This is a genomic window from Photorhabdus australis DSM 17609 (genome assembly GCF_000711895.1).
Taxonomy (GTDB): Bacteria; Pseudomonadota; Gammaproteobacteria; order Enterobacterales; family Enterobacteriaceae; genus Photorhabdus; species Photorhabdus australis.
In genome coordinates this window covers 1-22,361 of record NZ_JONO01000035.1, presented here as the reverse complement: position 1 = coordinate 22,361, position 22,361 = coordinate 1, and the positions used below count along the sequence as shown (strand labels likewise).

Here is a 22,361-nt window from a genome sequence, read left to right as displayed (position 1 = left end):
TGTCTCCGCCGGTAACGCGGCAAACAACCCTTCAGGTAAAATAGTGTCTGAGTTGCTGTAATTTATCGGCTGAATTCAATAAAACTTGAGTAAAATATCAATCAGAACAGTTGACTCAAATCGTGGGTATAGGCTTTTACCGCCTGTTCTCCGACACCTTTTAACTGCTGAATAACAGATACCAACTTTTTGGCATATCCAGGATCTGTTGCATAACCTGCCTGTTGCAGAGAATAAGCCCCCTGTTCCGGGGTCGCAGAGCTGGCAACTTTGGCGTAACGCGGGCTTTCTGTGAGTAATTTGACGTAATCCGTAATCGCTTCCACGTAAGAACTATAAACCCGGAAGCTATCTTTCATTTTCTGCGGCTCACCATTGATATATTCAGTGGTCAGAATATTGGTCACTGGACCTTTCCAGTCCTTACTTGCTTTAATACCAAATAGGTTATGGCTTGGCTTGCCATCGACTGTCAAGATCTCTCTTTGCCCCCAACCCGATTCCAGAGCAGCCTGAGCGATAATCAATAAATGAGGAATACCACTGCGCTGGCTGGCTATCTGAGCCGGAACAGAAAGGGTAGAAACAAAGTTGCTACTGTTGAGCGATAATGGCTTAGTTACCGTCTCTGGTTTCGGTACCGTCCGGCGGATAAACTGCTCAAGTGCCTGCCTTGGCAGGGTTTGCAAAACTTCACTATTCGGAGTCATGGGCATCTTGCCCGCTATTTCGCCAGGGACGGTTTTAGTGTCAGAAAGCTGCTTGAGTATCATATCGGCAAAACCTAACCCCTTCTGAGCAATATTCTGCGCGATTTGCTGATCGTATATCGAAGTATAGAAGTGGGTCTGTTCACTGTTCAACATGCCATCTTTAGGCAGAGCCGAACGCATACTTTTCAACATCATCTGAACAAAAAGACCTTCCATTTGTTGGGCTACTTGCCGTAGCCCCTGTTGTGGATCTTTTGCCAGATTGGATCTCAATGTGTTAACCGACTGTACATCATAAGCGGCCCCGGACAGGGTTAAAAAATCATTCATTAAATGATCTCCAGCTTCGCCCGCAGACAACCCGCACTTTCCATTGCCTGTAAGATTGACATTAAATCATTCGGTGTTGCGCCTAATGCATTCAGTGCCTGAACAACACTATTCAAACTCGCACTGGCGTTAACCCGCTGCAACGCGCCACCTTGTTCACGAACCGCTACGCCGGTGTTACGGGTGACAACCGTACTGCCGCCCGCTAATGGTGTATTCGGCTGATTAACCACCGTCTGACTCTCAACGGTGACAGACAAATTCCCCTGAGCAATAGCACAGCTATCCAGCATGACATTGCGATTCATCACCACAGAGCCGGTGCGGGAGTTGATAATCACTTTGGCATCACCGACATCGACACGCACAGTCAGGTTCTGCACATGAGAAAGAAATTTAACCTGCTCACTTTTATCTCTCGGCATACGCAATTGCACCGTGCGAGCATCCAACGGCGTTGCTGTCCCCATTCCACGCATACGGTTAATCGCATCACTGATTTGCTGTGCCAGTGAAAAATCTTCGTTATTTAACTGAAGATTAAGAATGCCATTTTCACCAAACTGCGTGGGTAATTCACGTTCAATCACAGCCCCATTGCTAATTCGGCCACCCGCAAGCTGATTAACTTTCACACTATTACCGCCGGCACTGGCACCAGCGCCGCCCACCAAAATATTGCCCTGAGCCAGAGCATAGACCTGATTATCAATGCCTTTTAGCGGTGTCATCAGCAAAGTACCGCCACGTAAGCTTTTGGCATTTCCCAGAGATGAAACCACTACATCAATATTCTGTCCGGCCCGGCCAAATGGTGGTAATTTTGCCGTGACCATAACGGCAGCTACGTTTTTCAGCTGCATATTGGTTCCCGGAGGAACGGTAATCCCCAGTTGAGATAACATGTTGCTTAAACTCTGGGTAGTAAATGGTGTCTGCGTAGTCTGGTCACCGGTGCCATCCAGCCCCACTACCAATCCATAACCAATCAACGCATTTTCACGTACTCCTTGAACTGTGGTCAGATCACGAATACGTTCTGCTGATGCCGTCGTTGTCACCAAAGCCAGCAATACAAGAAGAAGGCTGACAGTAAATTGTTTTATCATAACCATCCCCTTTTAAAATGGTGAAACATTCAAGAAGAAACGCTGTAACCAACCCATGTTCTGCGCTTCATTGATATAGCCATTCCCCACATATTCAATGCGGGCATCAGCGACCTGATTGGAACTGACGGTGTTATTAGCATTAATTGTCCGAGGGTTAACAACACCGGAGAAACGAATAAACTCGGTTCCTTGATTGATAGCAATCTGTTTCTCACCAACCACATGCAAGTTACCGTTTGCCAGTAACTGATCGACCGTCACAGTAATCGTCCCTCTGAACGTGTTATTAGCATTAGCGCCGCCTTTCCCACCGAAAGTATTCTCACCTTCCATGCCCAAATCGGTTTTATCTCCACCAATTAGCCCGCTAAGAAAACGAGGAGTCAGTGCGGCGGAAAATGTGTTTTTTCCATTACGGCTGGCATTAGCAGAAGAACTTTTGCTGGCGCTGACATTTTCCTGCAATGTAATCGTCAAAGTGTCGCCAATATTTCGTGGGCGGCGATCTTCAAATAGCGGCTGATAACCATAATAAATAGGCTGTACTACTTGGAAAATAGCCCCATTAGGGACTGGAGCGGTTGTCGCAGAAGGTGCTGCGGTGGTTGCCCCTTCAACCAAAGGTTTTTGCGGGATATACGCACAGCCCGTTAATAACAATACCGCTAGTGCTATACTGCCACGCCGTTTATTTGCCACACTTTTCCGTAAATGGCGGAACTGACAAACAGCGCTGATCTCGGCAACAGCCATTGTATCCATCTTCGATACTCTTAATTTATCCCTAAATAACGGGGAAACTGAGTGTTCCCCCGCAATTCTGATTGACGATTAGGTTATAACTGAGTCAGTTTTTGTAGCATCTGATCAGACGTCGACACCGCCTTACTGTTAACTTCATAAGCACGCTGCGTCTGAATCATATTGACCAATTCTTCAGCAATATTGACGTTAGATGTTTCTACATATTTATGCTGGAGCAACCCTGCGCCATTGATTCCTGGTGTATTTTCAATCGGTACACCAGAGCTGCTCGTCTCTACATAAAGGTTTTCACCAATACTTTCTAACCCACTCTCATTGATAAAAGTTGTCAGGGTAAATTGACCCACTTGCTGAGGTGTCGATTGCCCCTGTATTTTCGCACTGACAACACCATCACGGCCAATGGTGATATCCGTCGCGTTATCAGGAATGGTAATGGTAGGAAATATCAAAAAACCGTTAGCGGTGGTCAACTGTCCGTTTTGATCTACTTGAAATGAACCGTCACGGGTGTAAGCACTGCTACCATCAGGTAACTGAACCTGAAAGAACCCCTTCCCTCTAATGGCAACATTATTACTGTTATTAGTTTCAGATAAATTTCCCTGGCTATGTATACGTTCTGTTGCTACCGGACGCACCCCGGTACCTATCTGTAAACCAGAAGGTAAGCGGGTTTGTTCCGATGACATCGCTCCGGGTTGACGAATAGTCTGGTAAAGCAGATCTTCAAAGACCGCACGCTGGCGTTTAAAACCATGGGTGCTGACGTTTGCCAGGTTATTGGCAATCACATCCATATTGGTTTGCTGGGCATCTAGCCCAGTTTTAGCAATCCACAATGATCGGATCATCGGTTTTATCCTCTGTGTCTAAATCAACTCATTGACAACAGCTGATTAGCACGTTGTGCATTTTCATCTGAGCTATGGATGACTTTCATTTGCATTTCAAAACGACGAGCGTTGTCAATCATACTCACCATGCTTTCCATTGGGTTGACGTTACTGCCTTCAAGCGTCCCCGGCATTAATTTCACCTCATCACTGGCTGGCAAGACATCACCCTGTAACTCCTGGGCTTGCTCAGTCATATGGAAAAGACCATCATCACCACGAACCAGCTGATTCTCCTCAGGCTTCACTATTTTCAATTTGCCAAGTTGTCCCAGCAAAGTTGGTGGATCACCGGCAACCAAGGCAGAGATCGAGCCATCAGCCGCCAGGGTTAATTCAGCTTGTGGCGGAACATCAATCGGGCCGTTTTCACTCATCAGCAAGTTACCCTGGATAGTTAACTGACCTTCCGCTGAAATTTGAATGCTACCGTTACGGGTATAAGCCTCGGAACCATCTTCAAGCTGAACCGCCAGATATCCTCCCGGCCCAATCGCCACATCCAGCGGACGTGCGGTATAGTTCATCGGCCCCTGACGATTGTCAGAACCGGGCGTTGAAGCCACAACCAAAGTTCGGGTATTAAAGGCAGCCCCTTCAACAGGCACTGCCCGCAAAGCAGCCAGTTGCGCCTTAAAACCCGGAGTTGATGCATTCGCCAGATTATTTGCCGTCACTGCCTGATGCTCTAGTGTCTGACGAGCACCGCCCATTGCGGTATAAATGACATGATCCATAATGCTATCCTGAAACTATCAGCGCATGCTGACCAGCGTTTGCAGGATCTGATCCTGAGTTTTGATGGTCTGCGCATTGGATTGATAGTTGCGTTGGGCAACAATCATATTAACCAGTTCCTGGCTCATATCGACGTTGGACGCTTCCAGCGTACCACTGAGCAATTTGCCAAAACCGCCAGAATCCGCAATACCAACAACAGGGTTACCAGAAGCGCCGGTCTCTACCCAAACGTTATCCCCCTGCGCCGACATCCCCTCTGGGTTAGCAAAGTTAGCCAGCACGATCTGACCCAATAATTGGGTTTGTTTATTGGAATAGGTGCCGACTACGCTGCCATCTTGCTCAATACGGTAGCCACTAAATTCACCTGCGGCATAACCGTCTGTCTTGAGTGTCGATATGCTATCAGCATCAATTTTTTGCTGTTTACTGCCATTAAAATCAATAGTGATATCAGCGGCATTAGAACCATTCAGAGAGGGAACATTAAATGTGAACTGATTATTGTCACCAATCAGCTTACCGTTGCCATCAAATTTCAACGTCCCCAACGAAGTGGTTGTAGCGCCTTCTACCGCACTATCCTGAGCATGAATCTGCCATTCATTATCGTTCGTTTTAACAAAGAAAACCTTGATATTATGTGGATTACCCAAGCTATCAAAGGTGGTGACACTAGCAGGATAGTTATACGAATCCTTGTTTTCTGGCGAGAAAGCGTCTGTCGGTTTTTTATGCATCGAATTAAGGTTGGTTGTCATCGTAACCTTGGTTGTCGCTTTAGCCGCCAGTATACCTTGAGGTATTGTAATCGGCTCCGGGTTAGCCCCTTTCTGAATCTCCGGTGCGCCACCATTGACACTGGCCGCGGGATAGCCGGTCAATTTCATGCCTTGCATGTTGATAATATTACGGTTCTCATCCATCTTGAATTGACCGTTACGGGAATAGTAGATCTTACCATCACCGCCTTGCATACGGAAAAAACCGCTTTGAGTGATCGCCAAATCAAGAGGGCGATTGGTCGTCGTTGGCGTACCATCTTTAAAATTCTGATTAACACCCGATACCTTTACCCCCAGCCCCACCTGAGAACCGGCGAAAATGTCAGAAAAAGCAACCGTGCTGGATTTAAAGCCATATGTCGCCGCGTTAGCAATATTATTACCAATAACATCCAAATTACCCGCCGCGGCATTCAAACCACTTACTGCTTGTGAAAAAGCCATACTATTCTCCGTTAAAATTCTTACTTGTTAAAGAATCTGACGTATCTGATCCATAGTGACGGCACCAATCCGTCCTAAATCTAACTTAGCGCCGTCTGCGTCACGAGTCACACCATTCACTTTCGCGAACCTTAATGGTTGAAACACTCTCTGTTCGCCCTTAGCGCTAGCCGCAATGGTGATTCTATAAGCGCCATCCTCTGCTATAGCGCCATCTTCTTCTTTTGTGCCGTCCCAAGTGAAATTGTGAACACCCGCTTCCAACGCACCGAGATCAATTTGGCGTACAACCCCACCTTGTTTATCGGTAATGGTGACTTTCACACTATCCGCCGGTCTTTCCAGCTCAATACCAAATGGTGTCGTACTGACGCTCCCATTTTCTTTATTTGAACCCACCAGAATGGTATCCCCAGGGATCATCACGCCTCGCCCAATCAGGGCCGATGCCTGCAAAGATTGATTATTATTAATCTGACCAACAATAGACCCGACTGTGGTATTCAGCTTTTCGATCCCCTCTAGCATGTTAATCTGCGCTAAATGGGCTGTTAGCTCATTGTTTTGCATCGGGTTAGTTGGATCTTGGTTTTTTACTTGCGCGATCAGCAATTGCATAAAATTGCTATTCAACTCTTGACTATTCTTCTTGTTCGTCTTGCTATTCTGGAGTAACTCCCTGACCGTAGTGTCATCCTGAGATCCGTTTATTGAACTGGTAATCGCCATGAGTCGCTCCTATTACTGGCCTAACGTTAATGTTTTCAGCATTATCGATTTAGTGGTATTAAGCACTTCAACGTTAGCTTGATAACTACGGGAAGCCGAAATGGTGTTAATCATTTCTCCGACTACATCAACGTTAGGCATACGTACATAACCCTTTTCATCAGCTAACGGGTGTCCCGGCTGATACTCAAGACGGAAAGGAGTTGGATCATCAACAATTTCACTGACTCTGACCCCCCCCGTTTCTTGCCCTGCCGGCGCAGCAACACGAAAAACAACCTGTTTAGCCCGATATGGCTGACCATCAGGTCCCGCAACACTATCGGCATTCGCCATATTACTGGCACTGACATTTAATCTTTGCGATTGAGCGGATAATGCCGAACCGGCAATATCAAAAACACTGAGTAAAGACATGGCCTTTATCCTTGCTGTAAGACTGACATCATGCTTTTAACCTGAGAGCTGGTCGCCGTCAGCTCGGCCTGATATTTCAGGCTGTTATCCATGAAATTGCTGCGTTCCATATCCATATCCACCGTGTTGCCATCCATTGCTGGCTGATAAGGCACGCGATACAGCAAGTCCATTTCCATTCTCTTCTGAGGCTGAATGGGAATATGCCGATCTGATGTCAGCGTCAGCCCGATCCCGTTCCCGGTGACCCGACCGTGCGCAATGGTTTTTTTCAGTTGTACGGCGAAATCAATATCCCGCGCCTGATAGCCAGGCGTATCCGCATTAGCGATATTAGCGGACAGTATTTCCTGTCGCCGTGATCGCAATGACAAGGCTTCCTGCTGAAAATGAAAGGCTGCATCTAATTTATCGAGCATATTCCTCCCTCTAATGTGACTTACCTGTGCTGTGAATCTTAATATCCCCTTCATCCTTCAAGTTGCCTCTTTGTTGGCTGCACTCACTCACCCCGGTCACATAGTTATCTATGCTCCCGGGGATTCGCTCCCTTGCCGTCGCGATCCATCTTGAAATCTATTGGGTATAGCGCTTTTCGCGATCGCGAAATTCGCAGTAAACAGAATAAACGCAGAAGGAAAAGCCTATCGGATGAATAAACGCTAATTGGATTGCTATTTATCCCATTAACTGACGCGCAATACAGATACACTGTGCACCATTAAACAGCGGCGGATTTATTGACTTTATCAACAGAAATAATGAGAGCGAGAAGATGCAAGCTATAAAGATTATCGGGCTATTCGCATTTTTCTTTATTATGCCGATGGCATGGAGCAATTCTTTACCTCAGGCGATAACGCATTATTTCCAGCAGATACACAAGGGTAATCACCATAACGTTTCTGTTGAAATCAGAACGCCGGAATCACAATGGCCTCAATGTGAATTGCCAGAAATTCAGCCGCCGATTGGGGGTCAAAACTGGGGAAATATCTCTTTACCCATCGTCTGCCATCAACAACGCAAATTTATTCAAGTCGCTATCAGTGTCACGGGAAACTATCTGGTTACCCGTCGTGCCCTCTCACGTGATGATGTTTTATCAGAGAAAGATATTCAGGTCAGAAGCGGATTACTGGAAAAACTACCCCGTGATCTAATTTTTAACAAAAATGAAATAAAAAACGGCGTTGCTGTGCGAAACATCCCGGCTGGACAGATTCTCACGCGCAATATGCTACGCCGCCCATGGGCGGTGCGGTCAGGTCAAAACGTGGTGGTCATCGTACAAGGAGATGGCTTTCAGATACGGAATGAAGGGAAAGCTATTAATAATGCTGCCACTTCTGATAAAGTCAGAGTTCGAATGAATTCAGGGCTCGTTATAACCGGCCAGGCGTTAGAAAACGGTAGTGTAAAAATCATGTTATAAGTTACTAAAGTTTTCTTTTATTGTGCCGATATAACCAGCAGAGCACGACTTGCAGGTATGCAAATAGCATGTAACCTGCTCCGATCCATAGGTGAACCTATGCCTGGTCATAAAGGATAATAATTATGAGTATCGAACGCACTCAACCCTTATTAGCTATCGCCGCTGTTCAGCAGCGGCCGACTAATGAAAGCGCCCAGGGCACCCGCAGAACCTCCGGCGTTACTGTACAAAGCAGCGATGCGCAAGTAAAACTGAGCGAAGCACAAACAAAACTGGTTCAACCAAGCAGCCAGGATATCAATATCCAAAAGGTGCAAAAGTTGAAAGAAGCGCTTACTCAGGGAACCTTAAAAATGAACAGCGGTAAAATCGCAGACGCTCTGCTCAAAGAAGCCGCCGAGAATTTTCAGCATTATAAGAAGTAATTAAATTTGTTATGGAAGAACTGCAACAATTACTCGAACAGCAAGTTACTCATTTAACCTCGCTGACCCAAATAATGGCGGAAGAGCAATATATTCTGTGCAAGGGTTTTATTGATGCACGAGATTTGCACCGGGTAACAGAACGAAAAAATTTCCTGTTGTCCGCGCTTAGCCATTCAGAACAGCAGCGCCTCAATTTAAGCAAAGAGCTAAAAATCATTGCACCTTATGATAAGCACCCTATGCTTGCCACATTATGGCAACAGATTGGCGAAACGATTATCCGGGTTCGTGATTTAAACACACATAACGGTTTGTTGTTAACCCAGCATCTTGACTTAAATAGAAAAGCCATTGCTTTCCTAAAAAATCATCATAGTCCCTCTCTTTACGGTTCAGACGGCCAAGCTGCCCGTCACAGCATGCTTTCCGGCCATAAAGTTCAGGTTTGATTCAGTGCATTACCGCCTATTGCGGTAGTGCCGTTTTTTATTGCTTTGATAGTATCTGTAAGCCCCACCTTCCCGTTCAATCCAAGCTTCGTAGCTGCTCACGAAGTCCTCAAGCATGAATCATTCAAACGAAATGTACTGTGAAACAGTTGTTGCAATCAGGGAAGGACAGATTAGCAAAAATCACCATTTGTAAGCCAACATAACAATTGCACAACGATAACGTTTTGCATGTTGCAAAAACATACTGCAAAATAAGAATAAGTAATAATAGGTAATTATCAAAATTAACAACGAGAACATCCTTCATTTCATTGATCTATCTTGGGAATAACATATTGATGAACAAGAAACTAAAAAAAAGAAAATCGAGCGGACAACAGATACCAAAAACGCCTCAGCAACAATTCAAAGCTTACTGGACGTCCATCGAAAAATACCAGTTGAAGATCGCCAAGCTACAACAACAGCAAGACGAATTATTCATGCGCTTTCAACAGGAGATCTTACCGGTAGAGCATCAATATATGCAGTCCAGATATGATAAAGCGGCACGGTTGCTTTCATTTGCCGATAAAAAATCACTGGGGAAAAACCAACGCAGAGAATTATTTTTCTGGATAGAAGAAGAGCTTGCTGAGTTATGTACTTACCCCTTTAATGAAAACCTTGATCTCAATAAGTTGACCGATCACTTTTCCGATCTTAATGCGTTGAAAGAAGAGGAAGTTCCGACACCAGAACAGATGGCTGATATCCGGCAGACTCTGGATGAATATTTTGATTTTAATGAAGAAATATCTGATGAAGAATTACTTGATATGATGAAAAGTCCTGAAAAAATGCGTGCCACCATAGAACAGCATTTTCAACGGGAATCAGAACATTTCTACGATGAATATGATGCAGAAGATACCACTGACTTCGACCCTGCGGAAGAAGACCAGAAAAAACTGGATTATTTGTTTAAATCGCAGGAAGTTAGCCAAATGTATAGAAAAATAGCCAAGGTATTGCATCCAGATCGTGAACAGGATTTAGATGAGAAAAAGAAAAAAAACCAATTGATGGTACAGTTATCAAAAGCAAAGAAAGATAATGATGTCTGGACGATAATAAACATGTACCACAAGTACATTGATCCAACTTTCAGTTTTAACAGTCGGGATATATCCGACATCAATAAGTTGCTCAAAGCACGTATAGACATATTAGCCAATGAGCTTAATCAGCTAAAAAAATCTGATTCGTTACCAGGCATGATTTGGCGCACACTAGGAGGTGAAACATCGAAGGTGATAGAAAATAACCTCCACGAGCATTGCAAAAAATTGCGGCAAAATATAGAAAACGAAATCCAACTGCGCGAAAACCTACGCTCACTCACTGTACTAAAAAGCTATCTTGCGGAACGACGTGATGCCTTAGAATTTGAACAGGAAATTATCGACTATCTTTTCAAACAATATTGAATTCGCTGAGTCTGACTAAGATTTCAGCGGCTTACGCATCAGGCTCAAGGGTATACCCTATAGATTTCAAGATGGATCGCGAAGAATAAGGCGCTGCTACGCTGTAATAGCCCACGTTTGTGGGCGAAGTGCCGAGGATGATGTTCAGCTTAGTGACTATGATATTATTTTAACATTCTCAAAAACATAAACCGCACCGGCTTTAGATTTAGAATCGACACTTTCTGACGTTGCCCCAACAACCAAACTCGTTCCCGCCTTATTCAGGCCAACAGGTCCACCAAAACCATTTAAATTGTCTGAATTGCCTGAAGGGTTCAAAATCTCCATCGGTGTTTCCATATTCCACTTACCATTCAGACAGGTATACACATACACCCGGGAATTCGCCCCCACTGCCAGACGATCTCCCGCATCATTCAGTTCGAGAGAACCGCCAAAATATACGCCACTTGCAGGGGCCGAAAACTTAATGGGATTTTCTCTATCCCAGATCCCATCCGTGAGCGTATACAGATAAACCTCCCCATCCAGGGATTTATAAAAATCCGTACCCGCCGCCAAGTGATTTCCCTCTGCATTCAGGCTAAAAGCCCCGTTAAAACTAGATGATCCACCTTCAGGGCGACGGAACTTAATGGGGTTTTCTGTATCCCAAATCCCATTTGTGCGTGTATACACATAAATCGCGGAAATGCGATCACACACCGCCAGACGGTTTCCCGAAGCACTCAGGTGGGCAACCACGCCAAACTCATAAGCATCCGAAGGGGCCGGAAACAGAATGGGGTTTTTTATATCCCAGATCCCATTCCTGCGCATAAACAGACGGAACGGAGAGGTGTAACCCCCGGCCACCAGACAATCTCCTGCGGCGTTCAAGCTAACATTCGCACCAAAATTTTCAGCAATCCGCGGAAACACAATGGGATGCTTTGTATCCCAAACGCCCTTCGTGCGTGTATATACATGAACCACTTCTCGCCATATCTCTCCCAACGCCAGACAATCTCCCGCCGCATCCAGACCGACACGCCATGAAGCTCTATCATATTCATATCCAGGTTCAGTATCCTCAAACACTATCGGCTTGCTTACATTCCACTCACCACTCTTCCGGCGCGTATACACACAGACTTTATGAGTCGACCCAACCGCTAAACAGTCTCCCGCCGCGTTCAGGCTAACCGAGTGACCAAAGTACTCATTCTCTATGGGGAAAGGAGAAACAATGTGCGTTATCATAGTACGTTTCAAACCCAACACCTGCGTGATCTCCATCCGTGCACCCCGCGATAAACTGAAAAAATCCGCAAACTGAATCTGCCGAGCGGCATCCAATTTCAGATACCCTCCCCCATCAAAGGAGAGTCCCCCTTCTGGTTTCAGTGATAACGCCAAAGCGCCTTGATTAAAATTCAACCCGCCAGAATGCTGGGTGTTGAGGGTCAGTTTTCCTTTGTCATCTCGTTTCAACCCTGTGGTTGGGCCATCACCCTGAATGCCATCAATGATTTCATATGCTTTATAGGCTTCATCAATCAAATGGGAAAAGGCTTCCGGCATGAGCCGAACGCCAGACTTAAAACTCGCTTTCAATGAGTCAACGGTATTAATTTCTTTATCAGTCATCACATTTCCTCAAAAGCCAGCCGTATTAGACAGTCACCGTCATCTATATGGGAATCATTTAACATTCTCAAAGACATAGACTGCACCGGCTTCAGATACAGAACCAACCTCGGCTGAAATTGCACCAACCGCTAAACTCGTCTCCCACCTATTCAAACTGACAGATTTACCAAAACCATTTAAATTGTCTGAATTGCCTGAGGGGGCCAAAATCTCGACAGGTGTTTCCATATTCCACTTATTATTTAGACAGGTATACACATACACCCGGGAAGCCGCCCCCACTACCAGACGATTTCCCACATCATTCAGTTTGATAGCGCTGCCAAAATACGTTACGTCACTTGCAGGAGCTGAAAACTTAATGGGATATTCTGTATCCCAGATCCCATTCGTGCGCGCATACAGATAAACCTTCCCCTTAGTCGGGATATCATAATCTACCCCCACCGCCAGAAGATCTCCCTCTGCATTTAGGCTAAAAATCCGATTAAAATTGGATGAACGATCTTTAGCGGCCATGAACCTAACGTAGTTTTCTTTATCCCAAACCCCATTCGTGCGTGTATACACATAAACCACGTTTATTGGATTATGAGAATAATCAACACTATATCCCGCCAGACAATTTCCCGAGGCACTCAGACAAACCTTAATAAACGAGCTCATCAACTTAAAGGGGGTTTCTGTATCCCAAATCCCATTCGTGCGTGTATATATGTAGGACCAAGAGTCGCCCGCCACCGCCAGACAGTCTCCTGTGGCGCTCAGGCTGACATTGTGACCACCAGAGTATCCACGTTGATCTTCCAGCGGAAACACAATGGGATTTTTGGTATCCCAGGCGCCATTCGTGCGCGTATACACACAAGCCTTCACTTTTTTATCCTTAAAAAAGTCTTCCACCAAGTATCCCACCGCCAGGCAATCTCCTACCGCATTCAAACTGACGTCCCAGGAACTACGAGATTTATCTTGATCATCCTCAAACACAGCGGGAGCGTTTATATTCCACTCACCCTTCCGCCCCGTATACACACAGACTTTATTATCCATCCCAACCGCTAAGCAGTCTCCCGCCGCGTTCAGGTTAATAGAAGTGCCAAAATGTTCATTCGCTTTAGGGGAAGGAGAAACCATACGCGCCATCATGGTACGTTTAAAACCCAACAACTGCGTGATCTCCATCCGTTCCCACCGCGATAAACTGAAGAAATCCGCAAACTGAACCTGCCGATCGGCATCCAATTTCAGGCGCCTTCCTCCATCAAAAGAGAATCCACCTTCTGGCTTCAGTGATAGGGCCAAAGCCCCCTGTTCAAGGTTTAACCCGCCAGAAAGGTGAGTGTTGAGAGCCAGTTTTCCTTTATCATCTCGTTTCAGCCCTGCGGCTGGGCCATCACCCTTACCGCCATCAATGATTTCATATGCCTTATATGCCTCATCAATCAAGTGGAAAAAGGCTTCAGGTGCGGGCGGAACACCGGACTTAAAACTCGCTTTCAATGAGTCAACAGAACTAATTTCTTTATCAGTCATAATATGTCCTCAAAAGCCGTATTAGACAGTCACCGTCATCTATTCTCTGTCATCTATCTTCTGTGCCAGCATTCAATAACAACTTGGCAATTTGTTTCTGCGTCTCCTCAGGAAGCAATTTAAAAGCTTGGGCCGAAACCGCTACAGTCCCATCCACCGACAACACCCCAGATTTATCCAACATCAATCCCCCGTCGAGCTGTAGCTTTAACGCAAGTCCTTTCGGTTCCAACGCGATGCCATCACCAACCTTAACCGCCAAACGGTTGTCGACAACTTGCAACCCAACTCCCGGATGATAAGTTTGATCACTATCCCGCCAACCAAAAAGCTGTCGCCACAACGTAGCCCAATCAATCAGTGAATAAAATGCCGCCTCAGTTGGGATCTTGCCAGGGGCGAAGTGAGCACTAAGCTGGCTAACCGTTTCATCTGTTATCTCTTTTGCCATCGTTTTTTCCTCATTCAGCTAGTCGTAAAGGTAAACTTTCCCTTCTCCACTCTTCCAGCCACTGGCGCCAATCGCCAACGTATTGCCGTCACCGCTAAGACAAATGCCGGCGCCAAATTTATGGTTTAATTCCCCATCCACTGCCAGTAATCTGCCCTGCGTAATCCATTGTTCATCCTGATAACTAAACCACCATCCTGCACCGGTTTGCACACCAGTGTTATCTTTACCAACAGGTGTTGACACCACCAGTACCCGACCGTCGCCACTCAAAGAGAGTTCGCTACCAAACCTTTCCCCGGCGGTCACCGCTTCTCTCAGTACCCCCATAGCTTGCCATGCATTACGGTAACGCTGGTACAAATAGACCGCGCCAGCATTATTCTTCTCCCCCGGGCACCCCACCGCCAAAATATTGCCGCTATCGTTCAGGCTGAGACTGGCGCCAAAGTCGTCTTTGCTGATGGTTAAAGGCGAACTAAGAGAATTGAGTGGCGGTCGCGGCTGCCAGTATTCCCCGTGACGATGAAATAGCGTCACTTCACCATTACCATTACGCCCTGTTGCCGCCACTGCTAAGGTTGAACCATCGGCACTCAAGCTCAGTTTGACGCCAAACATATCGCCCTGTGCCGGAGAAGCTAAGGTCAAACGCTCACCAAGCTGTGACCATTTCTTCCCGTCATACTGATAAAGATACACTGCGCCACAATTAGTCAGTGAACCCGATCCCCAACCATAAGCACCTACTGCTAATAGGGTGCCATCTGCGCTCAGGCTCACAGAACAACCGAAATGCTGCTGAACGTTCGCCTCACTCAGCCAAAGTTTGGCCGATTTCTCCCATTCGCCATTTGACAATCTGTGATAAATAAACACTGAACCATGCCCACCATCACTGTTCCGGTTATCAATGCCCACCGCGAGAACATTACCGTCTCTGCTCAGGCTTAGCGCTCTGCCACCATAACCACTAACGTAATCAGCGAATTGCTGCCGCCAACCGTTATCGGTATAAGAAAATAGATATACGGGTTCCTTTCCTTCTGCCCCACTAAGCGCGATAGTTTTCCCATCACCACTGACACTGACAACAGCGCCAAGGTTTTTATTGTTACCGTTGGCCGGCAAGTCAAACGCGGGCAACTGCACTGTACTCGCTGCCATCTCCCCAGCATGGATCAGCCAACGGTAAAGTTCTCTTTGTTGTTCTTCCGTAAAACTCTCAAACAATTCCAGCGACAATTTAAAGTCGGGGCGTAATCCCAATTCGCCATTAATAAACTGTAAGCCGCTGTTCTTATCAATATTGACAGCAATTTCACGGTCTTCTCCGATATGCACCCCATCACCGGGATTCACTAAGAGTAAATTCACCTCGTCCAGATCCCGGTTCAATCCTGCCCCTGGATTATTATCGATCTGACCTGGGTCCAGCCCAGCTAAACGCCGACCTTCCGCCGCTATTTGCACCAATTGAGTATAATTTTCACTTTTCGGCATGGAATATAATTTAAACCAGGATTTAACTTCCTCTTTATCCAACAAATTATTCTCGCTGGATGTAGTAGGTGTCTTGCTGTTAGCCATTAATACCTCCAATGCAGAATGACAAATAAATTAACGTTGTTACACGCCGTTCTATTCTTTTATTTTCGAGATAAACAATATTCTGGCTTTATCCCCCTCTTAATGTTTCTCTTCATTCTAATTGGCCGTTTTATCGGTAAATTTTGCCGAATCGTCGGGCGTGGCGATATGTTTCCCCCCTAACCGGGCATTCCTTCTCTGGGTACAAACAGCACCTCTGCGGCTTTTAGCTGTTCGTAGTCTTTCTTACGCCAGAAAAGTTCTTTATCAGCAAACTTCGCCAAATCATCGGGCGTGGCAACATGTTTAATCCCCACACCACGTATTTTTTCTGCTGGTATAAACAACACCCTCACAGCTTCCATCTGTTTGTAGGTCTTCTCATTCCAGTAACCTTCTTCATCGACAAACCTCGCCAAATTATCGGGCGTGGCGACATGTTTAACGCCCAGACCAGGTAGAGTTTCTCCCGCCGGTGTAAACAACACCTCCGCAGTTTTCATCTGCTCATAAGTTTTTTCATTCCAGAAAAGAGCCTGATCGGCAAATTTCACTAAATCATCGGATGTGGCAACATGTATCACGACAATATCTTCTTGATGTAACGGCGGTTCAGTGGACATAATGTTCCCCCCATTAATAAAATCAGACCTTGGCTATTTATAGCTGATACTGCCCTCGAAAGACTCGCTCCCGATAACAGTGATTTAATATTTAACTTGACTACGTTATTTGTTTTTCGTATGAAACAATCAGCTATATTTAAGCATTATAGAAAAGTGAATTTTTGCCAGCCATTTAATAAAATTTTAATTACTTTTTTTTAAAAATCTCACATAAAAAGATACCGTTTAAACAATATTCCACTGGTATCGCAATAACCATTAATTTAATTATATTTAAACTAATCAACCAAGGACTTTATTAGAGAAAACATAATAATCAATGATGTTTATAAATGTTACGTATTTATACCAAGACATCTCACTGCTACATAATAAAAACATTTGGCGAATCAGACCAAATACAACAATCAGGGCCGGATCTCACATTTTTAATATGGTTATTATGAGTAAAAATAACTCTTCACATGCTCAATAAACACACAAAAGAGATATTAAAACCTATCAATAAAATCATATTGAATATACGAAATTATCAATATCAGTGTGACGATTGATTTTTCTACAAAGTAGAATCCCGCCCTGATACAACAATCAAAAATAATCTTTCCAATATGGCTAATAATCCATTTAAATAAAGAAGTTTATTAGTTAATTGTAAGGAATTAAAAATATAGAGATTTAAAATTAACAAAATATAAAAATAGAGATCATCCTTCAGATTTATATATTTGATAATAGGACTGGTAATATGAAGTCTGAGAGTTACCTGATGTTTTATTTAAGATTTCAAATCTATACAAAAACCGGTAACTCTCAATTTTTCAAGGGTTGTATCAGCTCAAGTCGCGCTTAATGTACATTAAATTAACTTAATCGATCATTTTCCAAATATCTTGGTTTTGGCTGGTATTCCATCTGAGAATTTTGTACCACTCCAGTCTATTTGATTGGGCGGTATGCCGAATTTTCTCCATGTCAAATTAACAGGTATTCCAAGTATACATGCAGCAATAAATCGATGCTGACCGTCCATTATATGGGTAAGCCCTGTCTGACTATTACGCCAGACAACAATTGATATTGGATTTCCCTTTGTTTTGAAATTTGCTATTTTTTCGTCAACAACTTTTTGAAAAACTTCTGCTTGAGCGGGTAATGGTGCCGAATTCCCAATATCATTTCTTCCCACAGGACTGCCTTTTAATATTGATGTGTCATATGTGCTCTCATTTCCTTTTAATTGAGATCCGTTTATTGTCTTTTTTAATGTTACGGGTTTTAACATATTTTTATACATATTTAACTCTCATCCTTTTGAATTGTGTGGGGCATCAGATATTACTGAATTTTATTTTTTCGTCACCCAATTTCGTGTATTATTTTTTATCTTTCCTTTATCATTATTTTATTCAACATTCGACTACTTATCCCGTCACTTATTATTTCCCAGCATGATTTCATCTATTTTTAAAGTTTTTTAAGATCAGCAACGGTCATAATATCATCATTTATGAATTTTAAATAAAAGGCATATTGAGAACAAATAACATATTAACCTATTATTTACATTTAACTTTATATCAAGATCAAAAAATCAAAACAAATATATTTAAAAATATTCTTACAAATAGATTTTCATAACAGCGACATGTCCATTTTTTTCATTCCCGGTTGTTGCTGTGATAAAAATAACGTCATAAACACTGTGGCACATTTGAATAAATACCACATATACTGACGGTAATGATTTCGTGTTACGGTTTCACGTAACGATTGCTAGAGGTGTTTAATTTTATTTGGCCATGGGAATAGACGGGCAAAAACAAAAGATCAAATTTCGTATTTTTCTCCAACCATTTCCTCACTTTTTCGCTTTTGCCGCCGATAGTACACTCGCTAGTGCATTATTGTCAGTCACTATTATCTACGTATGGTGATCTTTCTAATATTTCCTCAATTTTTTTCTTGGCTCTTAATTCCCACTTTTTATCTAATACACCTAATATTTCTAGCTCTTTTTCAAAATAAGTTCTACGAAAATCTTTATTTTCATCATTCCTATTCTTTAATTCATATTCAGATGCCATTTGGCTAGCTACACTTTCCATTATCCAATATAGCAGCTCATTTAAATCTTCAGTTGTTTGCCTAAATATTTCACATCCTCTTTCAGAGTAAATAATATGATATTGATTATTATCAATAACTATATATCCAGAACCATCACCAACAGGCTCTGAATAAACTATCAACATTGATTTAGGTGCATTAATCTTAGCACCTAAAGACCTCACTTTTTCCTGTATTTCATTTGTAGTTAGCATTCTTTACCTCCTTTACATATCCATTTTTTATAAGCCAATCAACATTTACTCTCTCAGGGAAATTCGGCGGTATCTGAACTCCTCCTCTGGGCTGATCAAACGTTGGAGCAATTTTGCCTTGCAGTACTGGAAGTGGTTTAATTACTTCATATTCAGGGTATTTTCCTGCTTTAGAACCAGGAGCCAGTGCTCGATTTTCATAAGGAACGCCTTTGGGAGACAAAAATGCTCCGTTTGCACTGCCATATCTATCCAGTCTAGTACCTACAGCTAAAACATCTTCTTTCGGGGGTTCAGCAAATCCTAATTTAGGTGGCCAATTCCATTCAATATTAGATTTTCTGAATTTATCATAGGATGAGTATCCTCCCGATTCACTATCTGTTATAGCACTATCTTTATTAAAGTTTCTTGATGTTTTTTCTGAGCTAGATGACACCTCTTGATATTTATTCAAAGACAAATACATTTTAGCTGCTGCAAACTGTATCAGCTTTGCTTCACTGGTAGGTATCCCTCCGGCAACAATTTCCGCCGCCTTCTGCGGTGTCATCTGCTCATTCGATAACACGACCTCCAATGGAACACCAAAGAAGTTACCCCACGCAATAATCAAACCTTTTGCTGGGTCCTGACCATCCGGGACTTGGCCTTTTAGGTAGTGAGTCAAAGCAGCGTTTATTTCTTCGGATGTTGCCCCAGATTGAGCCATTTTTTGAGCCAGTGAACCTGCGCCTTCAAAATGTTTAGCGCCTTCGGGACCAAACAGACCTCCCATGCTAAGGGCATTATTATCCGCAACAACACTTTCCAATGCGAAGCTGGCCGTTGAACACCAATTTTCCCTGTGTAATCAGTCAGTTACAACCGATTTTCCTCGGTTCGATTCGATGCCCGGCCCACAATGCCCTGACACGACTTTTCAGCCTGATAAGCCATTTTGCTCCGGCGTAATCAATACACCTTAAATGGTCAGATGGTTGTCCAACATTTACAGTGTAGTTCACGAAGCCAAGGTTTATATTCAGGCAACTGGAGTTGCTATATATCGTTCGAGTACATAAACATCACTGACATCACATTCTGGGTAAATCCATTTTGCCCAGTTATCTATAATCCATTGTGTGCTTAATCCCCTTGTTTCAATTAAACTACATTCCGCTGGTAGTTTTACCAATATCAACCCAGCCTTATGTCCAGAAGTGACAATCAATCCATAAGGGCGTTCAGTATTTGATAAATCAACTACCATAAAATCTACAAATTCCTCATAAGGCCATTGTGCTGGTAAGCGAAAAACATTTCCGTGCCTTAAAACATGATCCTGAATATCTATTAACTTCATTATATTTTCCATACTATTTAACCTTTAAATCATGGCTATCTGACTTATCAATACTGTTATCTATGGGCCTCATCCCCCAACCTCACCTTGATGTTTACCTGTCTTGGGATGTACTTGTTCGAAACGACCATGTTGAGTATCCAATGCATAAAGATAACCATCTTTCCCTTTATAAACATCCCGATTATTTAGTTTAGTTAACCGATTATCTTTAATCATTCCATTTGATGAAATAACTTGGGCTGCCATTTGCTTGACTTGAGCTACACGTTCTCCTGGAGGGAGATTGTGTAAACTCTCTTCGAAGTGATTGACTTGTTGTCCATTAGGAAGTTTATCGGTATTTCCACTCTTTTCTTTTACTCCCTTCGCGCCAACCTTACTAATTCCACCGGCCACTCCCGCAGACGCCGCAATCCCCGTCTGCCCCATAATCTTCACGATTTCCTGGGTGGTTTCTTCTGAACCGCCGGTGACTTGGGCACGATGGAGCACTAAATTCCGTGATGCGTCAATATTCGACATCGCACCGCGTAAATCTGCCCATTCCCGCACTTCTGCTGGCGTGAGGGAATCCAGTCCTTGCATTCTGGCTTTTTCCTGAATTTCACTCATCCGGGTGCTGTAATCACCTTGCAATGCCCGCAGCTCTTTGGTAACGGCAACGCACTGCTCAGCCCCTGAACACGTTGCTATCCGCACCTTAACCTGGTCATACTCCTGCCGATATTTATCCCTGACAGTCGCACGACAACTGGTATCACCCTGACAATTAACCAGTTCCTCACTGCGTGATTGATTCTTTTCCACACTGAGGTGGTTGTTATCGACAACAACTTTCTCTGTCGTGAAGTCTGACGCCTAACCTGATTTTTTCTAAGGCACTCAGTCAGTTACAACCTATTTTTCCCAGTGTGGTTTGTGCTCAACCCACAACTCCCCGACGCGACTTTTCAGCCTGATAAGCCACTTTTCTCTGGCGTAATAAACTGCCCCTTTTAAATGTCGGATAATTGTCTAACATTTGGGGGGGCAGTTCACAATAGCCGGGATCGATGTTCATTTATTAGGTGGATAGTTGTAATGATCTGGGATTACGTAATCTTCTGGAATAGAAGGTAATTCACATTGTTCACCCCAACCAACTTTTTCAATATCTTCAAAAAGATTCAGGAAAAAATTTGATAAATCAAGTGAAATAACTCGAGCCATAACTAAAGCACACTTAGCCGTTATCATATCTTTCCTTTGGATTGCATCTGTCAATAAATTCAGTTCTATCTCTAACTTAGCTAAGTCTTCTTGCAGTCTCTTATCAAGATCTAACCGATAATCGATACTCCAATCTGAATCAACAAACTTAAAATCAGCAGCACTAATTTTTGACAGTTCTAATATTGCACGTTTGATTTGATCCAAACCACTCATTTCAATTTCCTACCTATAGCCTTGTCTGTTTTGGCTTGATTAATGCTTCCATCAAGGTTGATAACAACCTTAAAGTTCCCTCTTTTGTCAAAGATTTCCAAGTGGTTCTTATGATCACCATCCAAATAAAATTGATCACCTTTTTTGATATGAGTCCCAATATCACTTGAAGCTTGGTAAATACTCTGACCATCATACATTTTACTTGTTTTTTGTGAATTCGATTTCGCTTTGCTCCCAAACCCTGGCTGCCTGAAGAATTCTCCCATATTACCAACAGCCCCCTGATTCGGTTGATATGGTTGTTTGCCTTTTCCGACATCCCCGCGGCCTTTTGCTCCAGCTTTACTGATCCCTCCGGCCACTCCCGCAGACGCCGCAATCCCCGTCTGCCCCATAATCTTCACGATTTCCTGGGTGGTTTCTTCTGAGCCGCCGGTGACTTGGGCACGATGGAGTACTAAATTCCGTGATGCATCAATATTCGACATCGCACCGCGTAAATCTGCCCATTCCCGCACTTCTGCCGGCGTGAGGGAATCCAGCCCCTGCATTCTGGCTTTTTCCTGAATTTCGCTTATCCGGGCACTGTAGTCACCTTGCAATGCCCGCAGCTCTTTGGCAACGGCAACGCACTGGTCAGCGCCTGAACACGTTGCTATCCGCTCCTGAACCTTGTCATACTCCTGCCGATATTTATCCCTGAC

25 protein-coding genes and 1 pseudogene are annotated in these 22,361 nt (G+C 43.9%); 4 read left to right on the top strand and 22 right to left on the bottom strand.

Features of this window, described 5'->3' with window-relative positions:
* Positions 1–101 precede the first annotated feature (101 nt).
* The 9 genes from flgJ to flgB form a co-directional block, all read right to left on the bottom strand.
* A complete protein-coding gene (gene flgJ / locus BO26_RS11375) occupies positions 102–1,043 on the bottom strand; it encodes a flagellar assembly peptidoglycan hydrolase FlgJ (protein ID WP_036771457.1) in 942 nt (313 codons plus the stop codon).
* Positions 1,043–2,152: a flagellar basal body P-ring protein FlgI gene (locus BO26_RS11370; protein WP_036771455.1), complete on the bottom strand. Its 1,110-nt coding sequence runs from the start codon at positions 2,150–2,152 to the stop codon at positions 1,043–1,045. Before BO26_RS11370 ends, flgJ begins: the two co-directional genes overlap by 1 nt.
* Positions 2,153–2,164: 12 nt before the next feature.
* Complete coding sequence (locus BO26_RS11365) at positions 2,165–2,917, bottom strand: flagellar basal body L-ring protein FlgH (protein ID WP_036771454.1); 753 nt, start codon at positions 2,915–2,917, stop codon at positions 2,165–2,167.
* 74 nt (positions 2,918–2,991) lie between these two features.
* Complete coding sequence (gene flgG, locus BO26_RS11360; protein WP_036771452.1) at positions 2,992–3,774, bottom strand: flagellar basal-body rod protein FlgG; 783 nt, start codon at positions 3,772–3,774, stop codon at positions 2,992–2,994.
* 23 nt (positions 3,775–3,797) lie between these two features.
* A complete protein-coding gene (locus tag BO26_RS11355; protein WP_036771451.1) occupies positions 3,798–4,553 on the bottom strand; it encodes a flagellar basal body rod protein FlgF in 756 nt (251 codons plus the stop codon).
* 18 nt (positions 4,554–4,571) lie between these two features.
* The gene (gene flgE / locus BO26_RS11350; protein WP_036771450.1) at positions 4,572–5,786 is read right to left on the bottom strand and encodes a flagellar hook protein FlgE; all 1,215 of its coding nucleotides are present in this window, start codon (positions 5,784–5,786) and stop codon (positions 4,572–4,574) included.
* Between the two features lie 27 nt (positions 5,787–5,813).
* Positions 5,814–6,515, bottom strand: coding sequence for a flagellar hook assembly protein FlgD (flgD, locus tag BO26_RS11345; protein ID WP_036771449.1), 702 nt, complete (start codon positions 6,513–6,515; stop codon positions 5,814–5,816).
* 12 nt (positions 6,516–6,527) lie between these two features.
* Complete coding sequence (gene flgC / locus BO26_RS11340; RefSeq protein ID WP_036771447.1) at positions 6,528–6,932, bottom strand: flagellar basal body rod protein FlgC; 405 nt, start codon at positions 6,930–6,932, stop codon at positions 6,528–6,530.
* A gap of 5 nt (positions 6,933–6,937) precedes the next feature.
* On the bottom strand, positions 6,938–7,351 hold the full coding sequence (flgB, locus tag BO26_RS11335) for a flagellar basal body rod protein FlgB (protein ID WP_036771445.1): 414 nt from the start codon (positions 7,349–7,351) through the stop codon (positions 6,938–6,940).
* Positions 7,352–7,707: 356 nt separating this feature from the next.
* On the opposite strand from flgB, the gene flgA reads away from it, so the two are divergent.
* From flgA to BO26_RS11315, 4 genes are all read left to right on the top strand, one after another.
* Positions 7,708–8,367: a flagellar basal body P-ring formation chaperone FlgA gene (flgA, locus tag BO26_RS11330; protein ID WP_036771444.1), complete on the top strand. Its 660-nt coding sequence runs from the start codon at positions 7,708–7,710 to the stop codon at positions 8,365–8,367.
* Between the two features lie 125 nt (positions 8,368–8,492).
* Positions 8,493–8,795, top strand: a complete 303-nt coding sequence (flgM, locus tag BO26_RS11325; RefSeq protein WP_036771443.1) for a flagellar biosynthesis anti-sigma factor FlgM — start codon at positions 8,493–8,495, stop codon at positions 8,793–8,795.
* Positions 8,796–8,806: 11 nt separating this feature from the next.
* Positions 8,807–9,247 (top strand): flagella synthesis protein FlgN, encoded by a 441-nt coding sequence (locus BO26_RS11320; RefSeq protein WP_036771441.1) that lies wholly within the window; start codon positions 8,807–8,809, stop codon positions 9,245–9,247.
* Between the two features lie 341 nt (positions 9,248–9,588).
* Entirely contained in the window at positions 9,589–10,719 is a 1,131-nt protein-coding gene (locus BO26_RS11315) for a hypothetical protein (RefSeq protein ID WP_036771440.1), read from the top strand.
* 156 nt (positions 10,720–10,875) lie between these two features.
* Here BO26_RS11315 and BO26_RS11310 read toward each other — a convergent pair whose 3' ends face one another.
* The 13 genes and pseudogenes from BO26_RS11310 to BO26_RS24050 all read right to left on the bottom strand — a co-directional run.
* Positions 10,876–12,354, bottom strand: coding sequence for a hypothetical protein (locus tag BO26_RS11310; RefSeq protein WP_036771439.1), 1,479 nt, complete (start codon positions 12,352–12,354; stop codon positions 10,876–10,878).
* Between the two features lie 51 nt (positions 12,355–12,405).
* On the bottom strand, positions 12,406–13,893 hold the full coding sequence (locus tag BO26_RS11305) for a hypothetical protein (RefSeq protein WP_036771438.1): 1,488 nt from the start codon (positions 13,891–13,893) through the stop codon (positions 12,406–12,408).
* A gap of 46 nt (positions 13,894–13,939) precedes the next feature.
* Positions 13,940–14,341, bottom strand: coding sequence for a hypothetical protein (locus BO26_RS11300; protein ID WP_036771437.1), 402 nt, complete (start codon positions 14,339–14,341; stop codon positions 13,940–13,942).
* Between the two features lie 18 nt (positions 14,342–14,359).
* The gene (locus tag BO26_RS11295; protein ID WP_036771436.1) at positions 14,360–15,931 is read right to left on the bottom strand and encodes an FG-GAP repeat protein; all 1,572 of its coding nucleotides are present in this window, start codon (positions 15,929–15,931) and stop codon (positions 14,360–14,362) included.
* Between the two features lie 179 nt (positions 15,932–16,110).
* Entirely contained in the window at positions 16,111–16,554 is a 444-nt protein-coding gene (locus tag BO26_RS11290) for a hypothetical protein (RefSeq protein WP_036771435.1), read from the bottom strand.
* Positions 16,555–17,434: 880 nt separating this feature from the next.
* Positions 17,435–17,854 carry a hypothetical protein gene (locus BO26_RS11285; protein WP_036771433.1) on the bottom strand — a complete coding sequence of 140 codons (420 nt, stop codon included), beginning with the start codon at positions 17,852–17,854 and terminating at the stop codon, positions 17,435–17,437.
* A 338-nt stretch (positions 17,855–18,192) separates the two neighbouring features.
* A pseudogene (locus BO26_RS24060) lies at positions 18,193–18,434 on the bottom strand (IS630 family transposase); the annotation flags it as partial.
* Between the two features lie 33 nt (positions 18,435–18,467).
* Positions 18,468–18,881, bottom strand: coding sequence for an Imm63 family immunity protein (locus tag BO26_RS11280; RefSeq protein ID WP_036771432.1), 414 nt, complete (start codon positions 18,879–18,881; stop codon positions 18,468–18,470).
* Positions 18,865–19,695 carry a TNT domain-containing protein gene (locus BO26_RS21575; RefSeq protein WP_051690954.1) on the bottom strand — a complete coding sequence of 277 codons (831 nt, stop codon included), beginning with the start codon at positions 19,693–19,695 and terminating at the stop codon, positions 18,865–18,867. The genes BO26_RS11280 and BO26_RS21575 overlap by 17 nt, the downstream gene beginning before the upstream one ends.
* Positions 19,696–19,905: 210 nt before the next feature.
* A complete protein-coding gene (gene imm45, locus BO26_RS11270; RefSeq protein WP_236637435.1) occupies positions 19,906–20,238 on the bottom strand; it encodes an Imm45 family immunity protein in 333 nt (110 codons plus the stop codon).
* Positions 20,239–20,295: 57 nt separating this feature from the next.
* A complete protein-coding gene (locus tag BO26_RS24055) occupies positions 20,296–21,036 on the bottom strand; it encodes a hypothetical protein (RefSeq protein WP_036771430.1) in 741 nt (246 codons plus the stop codon).
* Positions 21,037–21,285: 249 nt separating this feature from the next.
* On the bottom strand, positions 21,286–21,654 hold the full coding sequence (locus tag BO26_RS11260) for a hypothetical protein (RefSeq protein ID WP_036771428.1): 369 nt from the start codon (positions 21,652–21,654) through the stop codon (positions 21,286–21,288).
* On the bottom strand, positions 21,651–22,361 hold a 711-nt coding region (locus BO26_RS24050; RefSeq protein ID WP_236637434.1), incomplete at its 5' end, for a hemolysin BL-binding protein. The genes BO26_RS24050 and BO26_RS11260, both read right to left, overlap by 4 nt.